Below are 10,210 nucleotides of genomic sequence, written 5' to 3'. Positions count from 1 at the left end.
TCTGTGCACGACGCTCCCCTTGTGGGAGGCGCGACCCGCGGCGAACGGCGACGGCTCGGCGCCCGAGAAGCTTCGCCCCGAGGGCGGGCCTCCCACGAAAGCAGACCGGACATGGCGGTCAACCTCAAGCCGCCGGCTCGAACAGCCGCACGGTCTGCACCTCGTCGCCGCGATTCAGCTGCTCCTTGAGCAACTTCTCCTGCTGGCGAGCCTTGGCGATGGAGCGCTCCTTCACCGGGCCGTAGCCACGGATCTGTTCCGGCAGCGCGGCTATCGCCACGGCGGTGCGGTAGTTGCTTGGCTTGAGTTGCGCCAGAAGCTCAGCGAGGTTGCGTTCGTACTCGCCGATCAGCTCGCGCTCGACCCGCCGATCATGGCCGTAACCGAATACGTCCAGCGGCGTCCCACGCAGGAACTTCAGCTTCGCGAGCACATTGAAGGCATTCAGCACCCATGGTCCGAGTTCACGCTTGCGCGGCTCGCCAGTGGCGCTGTCACGCTTGGCCAGCCAGGCGGGCGCCAGGTGGAACTGCAGTTTGTAGTCGCCTTCGAACTGGGCTTCGAGCTGCTGACGGAACTCGGGCTCGCTGTACAGTCGCGCCACCTCGTATTCATCCTTGTAAGCCAAAAGCTTGAAGTAGTAGCGCGCCACCGCTTTGGACAGGGCCAGGTCATCGGCCGTATCCACCTCACGCACGCGCTCGACCATCGCCCGATAGCGCTCGGCGTACGCCGCGTTCTGGTACTGGGTGAGGAAGTCCACCCGCCAGTCGACGATCTCTTCCAGGGTCTGGCAGATCGGTCCGGCCAGGCTTGGCTCGGCCACCTCGGCCGGGCGCGCCAGTTGCTCCACCACCTCGCGTTCGAGTACTGCACGACGGCCCCAGCGAAACGCCTGCAGGTTCAGCTCGGTGGATACGCCATTGATGGTGATGGCCTTTTCGATGGCCTCAGCCGACAGTGGCAGCAATCCCTGCTGGTACGCGAAACCGAGTAGGAAAAGATTGGTGGCGATGCTGTCGCCCAGCAGTCGGGTCGCCAGCCGCGTGGCGTCGATGAAGTGGGTCTTCTCCGCGCCCACCGCGTCGATCAGTGCCTCACGCATGGCCTTCCCTGGCACTTGGGCGTCGGGGTTGCGGGTGAATTCGGCGGTCGCCGACTCGTGACTGTTGATTACCGCATGGCTGATCTGGTCGTTGAGGCGGGTCAGCGAATCGTCGCCGGCCGCGACCACCAGATCGCAGCCCAGCAGCAAATCCGTTTCACCGGCGGCGATGCGCACGGCATAGATGTCGTCCTGCTTGGCGGCGATGCGGATGTGTGTCACCACCGGGCCGAACTTCTGCGCCAGCCCGGCCTGATCGAGCACCGTGCAGCCCTTGCCTTCCAGGTGCGCGGCCATGCCCAGCAGCGCGCCGAGGGTGGTCACGCCGCTGCCACCGACACCAGGAATCAGCACATTCCAGGGGCGCTCGAGGGTCGGATGCTGCGGCTCGGGCAGCTGCGCCGGATCGAGGCTGGCGCCAACGGCTTCCGGCTTGCGCAGTCCGCCGCCGTGCACGGTGACGAAGCTCGGGCAGAAGCCTTCGACGCAGGAGAAATCCTTGTTGCAGGCGTTCTGGTCGATCTCGCGCTTGCGCCCCAGCTCGGTTTCCAGCGGCAGGACCGCCAGGCAGTTGGACTTCTCGCCGCAGTCGCCGCAACCCTCGCACACAGCGGGGTTGATGAAGGCGCGCTTGGCCGGATCTTCCAGCTTGCCGCGCTTGCGCCGACGGCGCTTCTCGGTGGCGCAGGTCTGATCGTAGATGATCACCGAGACGCCCTTGAACTCACGCAGCTCGCGCTGCACGGCATCCAGATCACGGCGATGATGGAAACTGGTGATCGGCGCGAAGGTGTCGCGGGTCGGGTATTTGTCCGGCTCGTCGCTGACCAGGGCGATGCGCTTCACGCCTTCATCGGCGATCTGCCGGCTCAGTTGGTCGACGCGCAGCTCGCCATCGATGGGCTGGCCACCGGTCATGGCCACCGCATCGTTGTAGAGGATCTTGAAGGTGATGTTCACGCCCGCCGCCACCGCGGCACGCACGGCCAAACTGCCGGAGTGGAAATAGGTGCCGTCGCCGAGGTTCTGGAACATGTGCGGCGTGTCGGTGAACGGCGCCTGGCCGATCCAGTTGACGCCCTCGCCGCCCATCTGAGTGAAGGTCTCGGTACGCCGATCCATCCACTGCACCATGTAATGACAGCCGATGCCGGCGGCCGCGCGGCTGCCTTCGGGGACCTTGGTTGAGGTGTTGTGCGGGCAGCCAGAGCAGTAATGCGGCGTGCGCACCGTGTCGTAATTGCGTGCCGCCAGAGCCTTTTCCTTCGCGGCGAGAAAGGCCAGACGCGCCTGTATGCTGTCGCTGGTGTAGATCGGTGCGAGGCGCTTGGCGATCACTCGCGCGATCATCGCCGGGGTCAATTCGGACAGGTTCGGCAACAGCGAATTACCCTGTTCGTCGAACTCGCCGACTACCCGCGGTCGCTTGCTGACCGGCCAGTTATAGAGCTGCCCGGTGAGTTGATCTTCGAGAATGCTGCGCTTTTCCTCGACCACCAGGATCTCGTCCAGGCCCTGGGCGAACTCATGCACCGAGACCGGTTCGAGCGGCCAGCTCATGCCGACCTTGAGCACCCGCAAGCCGACCGATGCGCACAGCGCCTCGTCCAGGCCGAGATCGTCCAGCGCCTGGCGCACGTCGAGATAGGACTTACCGGTGGTGATGATGCCCAAGCGCGGATTTGGCGAGTCGAGCATCACCTGATTCAGGTTGTTGGCCCGGGCGAAGGCCCGCGCGGCGTAGATCTTGTAGAGGTTGAGACGTTTTTCCTGGGCCAATGGCGGGTCTGGCCAGCGGATGTGCACGCCGTCTTCGGGCAGCTCGAAATCATCGGGGATGCGCGTCTTGACGCGTAGCGGATCGACTTCCACCACAGCCGACGAATCGACGTTCTCGGCGATGGTCTTGAGCGCCACCCAGCAACCGGAATAGCGCGACAGCTCCCAGCCGATGATGCCGTAGTCGAGAATTTCCTGGACGTTGGCCGGATTCAACACCGGGATCGACGCGGCGATGAACGCGTGCTCGCTCTGGTGCGGCAAGGTCGATGACTTGCAGCCGTGGTCATCTCCAGCCAGCAGCAGCACGCCGCCATGGGGCGAGACACCCGCCGCGTTGCCGTGCTTGAAGACATCGCCTGAGCGGTCCACACCCGGGCCCTTGCCGTACCACATGGCGAATACGCCATCGTACTTGGCACCGGGAAACAGGTTGGTTTGCTGGCTGCCCCAGACCGCCGTCGCCGCCAGTTCCTCGTTGAGGCCCGGCTGAAAGTGGATGGCGTTCTGCTTGAGGAAATCGCGCGCCTCCCAGAGGCTCTTATCCAAGCCTCCCAGTGGCGAGCCGCGGTAGCCGGAAATGAAGCAACCGGTGCTTAACCCCTGCGCCTGGTCGCGCTGGTGCTGCAGCATGGGCAGACGGGTCAGCGCCTGGGTGCCGGTAAGGTACAGATGTCCGGTTGCGAGCCGGTACTTGTCATCCAGGCGGATCTCGGCCAGTGACATGTGGCGCTCCTATTTGTTTTTATCGGAGTCTGGACAGTGTTGTTCACTGTCCGCCTAAAAAGTCGTGGGCGGCTGCACGGCAAGCCGTCCCACGCCAGCGACCGGCAGGGGATCACCCCACCGTTGCGCGTTGGATAAGAGTCTGGCCGTGCCGAGGAGAGATTTTCTTTCTACTTTTGCGGTGTAAACGCCTTCAGGTGCATGATTCATCCACTTACAACAACAAAATAGGCACAACCATGCAGACCCCGCTGAGCAGCATCGACCGCAAGATTTTGCTGCTGCTGCAACACAACGCCGATTTGTCTGCTGCAGAGATCGCGGAAAAGGTGGAGCTATCGCAATCCCCCTGCTGGCGCCGCATCAACCGCATGCAGGAGGAAGGGCTGATCGAACGCAAGGTCGCCTTGCTCAATCCCAAGAAGCTCGGGCTGAACATGACGGTGTTCGTCAACATCAAGCTCTCCGCTCACGGGCGCAGCAACCTGGACGAATTCGAGCGCGCCGTGGTGGGTTATCCCGAAGTGCTGGAATGCCACACCATGGCCGGCGAGTCGGACTATCTGCTCAAGGTGGTGGCCAAGGACATCGACAGTTACGAACGCTTTCTGCGCGATCAGCTGTTGCAGCGCCCCCATGTGCAGGAAGCGCACAGTCATATCGCCATGAGTGAAGTGAAGCGGACGACCGAGCTGCCGCTGGATTAACGGCGTGGCAAGGGGATTTGGAGTGAACGAGGGCCGTCAAGAGCGCTCGCGACCCTCGTGGATCAGCTGCAACAGGCGCCGTACGGTCTGCTCCAGAGGGCCGGAATTGTCCAGTAGCAGCGCCTCATTCTGCTCCGCCGTCGAGCGAAACTGCTCATTTCGCGCCAAACGGGCTTCGATTTCCTCCAGCGGCTCACGCCCCCGAGCCAGCAACCGCTCACGCAGCACAGGCAATGCCACCGTAAGCAGCACCGCCTGTAGCTGTGGATAGCGTCTACGCGCTTCGGTCAGATAACCCCGCGACCCGTTGACCAGCACGTCCTCGCCAGCCGCCAGCCAGTCGTCGATCTGCGTGGAAATACCGTAATGCAGCCCGTGGGCTTGCCAATGCAGAGAGAAGGCACCGCGATGACGCAACTGCTCGAACTCCGCCTCGGTCACGGCGATGGCATCTTCCCCTGTGGCTTCGGCGGAACGGGTGATGACGCGTCGGGCGATTCGGCATCCGCGTGCCAGCAACGGCTCGCGGGCGGCTTGTAGCAGGCTGTCCTTGCCCACGCCGGAAGGGCCCATCAGATAGATCAATCGTCCCGTCATAAGAATTCCCTTCGTCATCGTCGCTGGGCCGGTCGGCTCATCGAATGGGTCTGTCCGTCAATCGAGCCCCGGGATACCCGTCACCCGGTCGCCCACCTCGAGCTGATGCTCGCGATACCAGCCCTGGTTGACCTCGAGCGCATAGCGCGCCGGCTCTTGCGAACAACGGATGGTCTTATCCAGCGGCGTCAGGTCGACGAGATCGACAATGCGCCCGTGTTCATCCATGAAGGCGGCCGACAGCGGCAGCGGCGTGTCCTTCATCCACAGGCAATGCCGGCGAAAATCGTCGAAGCGGAACAACATGCCGCGGTCCGCCGCCAACTCTGCGCGCCCCATCAGCCCACGCTCACGCTCGGCGGGGGAGCGCGCGTACTCCGCCTGCAAAGGTGCAACACCCACGCGTAAGTCGAGCAGCACCTCGCTGGCAGTAGCGGAGCCAATGCAAGCCAGGCTGGCCAGCGCTAACAGCAAAGCGGTGCGCATTGAAGGTTCGCCCTCAACCGGAAATTCAGGTCGGCGAAGCATACAACGTGGCGGCGTTATTCTTCGACGATCGATGCCTCGACCACCGCCCGGTCGCTGTCGCCGTACCGCTTCTGGCAACCCTCGCAATAGAAGCTGCGGCGTTTGCTGCGACCCAGCGACTTGGCTTTGACGAAGGGGACCTTGCAACGCGGGCAGATGGATTTGGTATGCGCCAGCCAGTGCGCTTTGAGCGTACCCTCGCGCTTCCATTGAAGAAATTCGAAGCTGTAGGTGCGAACCTCCCTGGCGAGCTCGCGCAGCTTGGTCGCCGGCAAATCACCAATAAGTGACAGCGGATGGATCCGGGTACGAAACAGCACTTCATTCTTGATGATGTTGCCAGAACCGGAGAACAGCGTCTGATCCAGCAGCGCGTCGCAGGCCAACAGGCGTGGCCGCGCGCGCAGCTTTTTCAACGTCGCGCGGCCATCCCAGGCGTCGCTCATGACGTCCGCGCTCCAGTCGTAGGCCTCGTCGAGCGAACCTTCGATGGGCTGCACCGAGCAGCCGTAGAAATTCAGCTCGCCATCGGCAAAACCCAGGCTCAGGCGCGGTGTGGAGTCCTTGCGCTCGTTGATCCGATAGCTGCCGAACAGAAGCAGATGAATGCGCAGCGAGACCTCGTCCAGCTCGATGAGAAAATGCTTGCCCCAGCTGCGAAACGATCGAACCGTCTGGCCCACCAGCCGCGCCTTGTCGAGCTTGGCGCTGCCCTCGGCGCGGTCGATGGTTTTGCCTTCAAATTCGGCGACTTCTTCTCGAAGAATGACGATGGATGGGCCTTCTGGCATGGCGATATCGCTTCGGCTGGTCGTTACCTATATCGACTGGAGCCCGGCGTGAAGGTGCGGCTGGAGCGACCAGGGGTGGGCTCATGAACGCTATTACCAGCGCAGGCCCCGCGCGACCGGAGGACGTTAAGGCTCCCGCGTGCCCGCTCGTGCGTGCGTACGGGAACGATCATTGCGCCCAAAACTGCTGCCCAGCCTAATCAACCAGCCCACCGGCGATGTCGCGCGATCAGGGCGTGAGATACGAGGAGCGAGTCAGCCCCAGCCGCAGCGCGTCGATGTACTGGGTGCGTTCTTTGGCGCTGAGCCGCGCACTGGACACTTTGTCGCGGTAGTAGGTCATCAGCTCCTCGGGCGACAGATGCACGTAGCGCAGCATGTCCTCGATAGTGTCGTGGGTTTCGATGCCCGCGTGGTAGAAGCTGCCGTCCTCGCGCTGATAGACGTTGACCGAATCGGTATCGCCGAACAGGTTGTGCATGTCGCCGAGGATTTCCTGGTAGGCACCCACCAGGAACACACCGAGGAAGTATTCCTCCCCCGCCTGGATCTCATGCACCGGCATGCTGTTCTCGATGCTCTGCTCGTCGACGTAGTGCTTGATCTTGCCATCGGAGTCGCAGGTCAGGTCCTGCAGCACGGCACGGCGCACCGGCTCTTCGGTCAGCCGTTGCAACGGCACGATTGGCAGAATCTGGTCGATCGCCCAAGTATCCGGCAGGCTCTGGAACACCGAGAAGTTGCAGATGTACTTGTCCGCAAGCTTGTCGTTGAGCTCGTCAAGCACAGCGCGGTGCGAGCGCTGGCGCGCCTTAAGCTGGTTATAGAGGCGACGACAAATGGCAAAGTAGCTCTGCTCGGACAGCGCCTTTTGCGCCAGACTCAGCTTGCCTGAGGCGTACTGGGCAGCGGCCTCGCTCATGTAGTGTGTCGCGCGCCAGTAGGTTTCGGTAACCATTTCAGGATCTGACGGCCCCAGCAAGTCGGCCAGCGACTGCACGATTTCGGGCAGCTCGTCATAGTTCTCTATCGTCGGCGCCTCGTCGTTGTGGCGCTCGAAATCGGTGACCTGCATCACCAGCACCGCATGGTGCGCCGTCATGGCCCGACCGCTCTCGGAGAAGATATGCGGGTGCGGCAATTCCTGCCGGTCGCAGAACTCCTTGAGCATGCCAACCACGGTGCCGGCATACTCATCGATGTCGTAGTTGATCGAACTGGCATTGCGCGAATGCGTGCCGTCGTAGTCCACACCCAATCCACCGCCCACATCGATGTGATCGACGGGCAAACCGAGCGCGCGCAATTCGGCGTAATAACGGATGGCTTCGCGAAAGCCGTCGCGATAGTCGGCCAGGTTGGCGATCTGCGAACCCATGTGGAAGTGCAGCAGCCGCACGCCCTGCTCCACGCCTGCCGCACGGAAGCGTTCGATGACGGTGAGCAGCTGAGCAGCTGACAGGCCGAACTTGGATTTCTCGCCGCCCGTGTCGGCCCACTTGCTCGATGCCAGGGAGGACAACCGTACGCGCAGTCCAACCTGCGGGAGGATCTTCAGCTCCGCGGCTTCTTCGATGACCATGCCCACTTCGGACATTTTCTCGATGACGATGAAAACGTTATGGCCGAGCTTCTGCCCCATCAGTGCCAGGCGGATGAACTCACGATCCTTGTAGCCGTTACAGACGATGGTGCCGCCCTTCGGCGCTAGTGCCAGCACGGCCATCAACTCGGGCTTGGAGCCGGCCTCGAGGCCAATGGCGACGTTCTGCGTGGCGATGATGTTCTCCACCACCGCTTCCTGCTGATTGACCTTGATCGGATACAGCGCAGTGTATTTGCTCTGATATTCGAGGCGCTCGATGTTGGCATCGAACGCGCCGGTCAGACGACGCACGCGGTCCTGCAAGATGTCCGGGAAGCGCACCAGCAACGGCAGCGTCAGTCCGGCATCACGCAACTGTTCGATCAGTCCGGTGAACTCGATCGCCTCGCCCGCGGGCCCCTGCGGGCGCACCTCGACATGGCCGTCGTCGCTGATCGAAAAGTAACCGGCGCCCCAGTGGCGAATGCCGTAAACGCTACGGCTGTCCGCTGCGGTCCATTGGCTGCCGTCATCTTTACGTGTGCGTCGTACGGGCATTTAAGCCTCCTGAGAAAAGGGTGAGTCTGCCGAGCCTAGAACACGACAGAAAGGCTATCCCGGTTGGACAGCCTGTGCGCAAAGAAATAAGCGCAAAACGTGATTGGGTAAGGTACTGACCTCAACCGCCGGATTTTTTTGCCTTGAATCCACGCTTGGTCAGTTCATCCAGTAGCAGCTGAACATGATCGCCCTGGATTTCTATGATCCCATCCTTGAGCGCGCCGCCCGTCCCGCAACGGCGCTTGAGCGCACCGGCAAGCTCCTTGAGCTCGGTTTCGGCAAGCGGTACGCCTGCAATGGTTGTCACGGTCTTGCCACCGCGGCCCTTACTCTCCCGGCGGACCCGGGCGATGCCGTCGCCTTGCGCAATGACCGACTGCTTGCAGATACAGGCGTCCAGCGGCTGGCTGCAATCGGGGCAGTGCCGCCCGGCATCGGTGGAAAACACCAGCCCACCAAGGCCTGAAAAGGAAGTGGTTTTCTTGGCCACATGAACCTCTTGAGCGAAGAAATCGGCGCGGTTATCCAGGCGCCGCAAAGCCGCGCAATTTAACAGCAAAACAGGCGGACTCGAAGGGTTGCGCACGCCATGGCCGCGAACGGGTTCCGAAACCGGTACGGATATCAGAGCCGGCCACTAGGCGCGTACGGTTGAGGATCGACGCATGGTCTGTTGCCAGTCATCAGATCGGCAAGCAGCTGGCACGAAGCGGGCGCCACCACCAGGCCGTTACGAAAGTGTCCGCAATTGAGCCAGAGCCCGTCATGACCAGGCACCGGGCCGATGTAAGGAACCCCCTCCGGCGATGCGGGCCGCAGCCCGGCCCAGTGCTTGATCACCTCAGCATCTGCCAGAGCAGGCAGCAAATCGATAGCGGTCGCTCTGAGGCTATCCAGAGCCTCTTCGGTAGGCGTTTTGTCGAAACCGACGTCTTCCAGCGTGCTGCCTACGAGGATATGACCGTCACGGCGCGGAATCGCATAACGCCGCTTGGCCAGCACCATGCTCGGCAGGAAGTCCTCGGCGCACTTGAAAAGGATCATCTGCCCTTTCATGGGCCTAACCGGCAGCTCCAACCCAAGCGTCGCCAGCAACTTGCCACTCCAGGCTCCAGCCGCGACGACGACGCGATCGGCACGCATTTCTCCTTGGGCCGTTCGCACACCTACGACCCTCTGCCCTTCACGAAGGAATCCAGTGACGGGGCAATGCTCAACGATGTCTACGTTTGGCAGCTGGCTCAGCGCCGCCCGCAATGCCTGTAGCAGCCGAGGGTTACGCACGTTGGCGACACCCGGCATGAACACGGCTTTTGAGAATCCTTCACCAAGCGAAGGAACCGCTGCATGCACCGCATCCATGTCAACGCGATGCAGCGAACGCCCTTCGCGCTCGGCCCAGGCCAGTGCATCGTCCTCATCCTCCAGGTCCAGCCAGTACAGCCCCGTCTCGTGAACCTCAGGATCGATGCCCGCCTGCTGCAGAAGCGTATTACCCAACTGCGGATAGTAATCCTGCGACCAATGCGCCAACGCCGTCACCGCCGAGGTGTAACGCCACGGGTACAACGGCGAAACGATACCGCCACCAGCCCAGGAGGCTTCGGTGCCCGTTTCGGACGCTTCTACCAACGTTACCGATGTGCCTGCAGCAGCCAGCTTGTAAGCCGTCAGCAGGCCGATAACGCCTCCCCCCACCACAATCACATGTTGCTTCACTCAGCCTCCCGGCACTCAGGTTCACATTTTTAGCCTTTCATCCTTGGACTCAGTCCAAGGGTGGATTAAAACGTCTTGGGTTGTGGTGCCTCGGGCCTAAAAAGCTTTGACA

The 10,210-nt window shown here is 62.2% G+C and carries 8 protein-coding genes; 1 reads left to right on the top strand and 7 read right to left on the bottom strand.

Annotation, left to right across the window (positions count from 1 at the left end):
* Positions 1–124: 124 nt before the first annotated feature.
* The gene (locus MCB86_RS17315) at positions 125–3,610 is read right to left on the bottom strand and encodes an indolepyruvate ferredoxin oxidoreductase family protein (protein WP_045160706.1); all 3,486 of its coding nucleotides are present in this window, start codon (positions 3,608–3,610) and stop codon (positions 125–127) included.
* A gap of 239 nt (positions 3,611–3,849) precedes the next feature.
* On the opposite strand from MCB86_RS17315, the gene MCB86_RS17310 reads away from it, so the two are divergent.
* Positions 3,850–4,317, top strand: coding sequence for an Lrp/AsnC family transcriptional regulator (locus MCB86_RS17310; protein ID WP_019340442.1), 468 nt, complete (start codon positions 3,850–3,852; stop codon positions 4,315–4,317).
* 36 nt (positions 4,318–4,353) lie between these two features.
* Here the strand turns inward: MCB86_RS17310 and phnN are convergent, their stop codons facing one another.
* From phnN to thiO, 6 genes are all read right to left on the bottom strand, one after another.
* Complete coding sequence (gene phnN, locus MCB86_RS17305) at positions 4,354–4,914, bottom strand: phosphonate metabolism protein/1,5-bisphosphokinase (PRPP-forming) PhnN (RefSeq protein ID WP_045160705.1); 561 nt, start codon at positions 4,912–4,914, stop codon at positions 4,354–4,356.
* A gap of 57 nt (positions 4,915–4,971) precedes the next feature.
* Positions 4,972–5,400 (bottom strand): DUF192 domain-containing protein, encoded by a 429-nt coding sequence (locus tag MCB86_RS17300; protein ID WP_045160704.1) that lies wholly within the window; start codon positions 5,398–5,400, stop codon positions 4,972–4,974.
* 56 nt (positions 5,401–5,456) lie between these two features.
* Positions 5,457–6,233 (bottom strand): DNA-formamidopyrimidine glycosylase family protein, encoded by a 777-nt coding sequence (locus MCB86_RS17295; RefSeq protein ID WP_045160703.1) that lies wholly within the window; start codon positions 6,231–6,233, stop codon positions 5,457–5,459.
* Between the two features lie 229 nt (positions 6,234–6,462).
* Positions 6,463–8,376 (bottom strand): arginine decarboxylase, encoded by a 1,914-nt coding sequence (speA, locus tag MCB86_RS17290; protein WP_045160702.1) that lies wholly within the window; start codon positions 8,374–8,376, stop codon positions 6,463–6,465.
* 121 nt (positions 8,377–8,497) lie between these two features.
* Positions 8,498–8,869, bottom strand: coding sequence for a translation initiation factor Sui1 (locus MCB86_RS17285; protein ID WP_045160718.1), 372 nt, complete (start codon positions 8,867–8,869; stop codon positions 8,498–8,500).
* A 134-nt stretch (positions 8,870–9,003) separates the two neighbouring features.
* Positions 9,004–10,098, bottom strand: coding sequence for a glycine oxidase ThiO (gene thiO, locus MCB86_RS17280; RefSeq protein ID WP_239611643.1), 1,095 nt, complete (start codon positions 10,096–10,098; stop codon positions 9,004–9,006).
* Between the last annotated feature and the right edge of the window lie 112 nt (positions 10,099–10,210).

The sequence above is a fragment of the Pseudomonas sp. KSR10 genome (assembly GCF_022355455.1).
Classification (GTDB): Bacteria; Pseudomonadota; Gammaproteobacteria; order Pseudomonadales; family Pseudomonadaceae; genus Stutzerimonas; species Stutzerimonas stutzeri_E.
The sequence above is the reverse complement of the archived record's forward strand: the minus strand, read 5'-3'. Positions and strand labels throughout refer to the sequence as shown.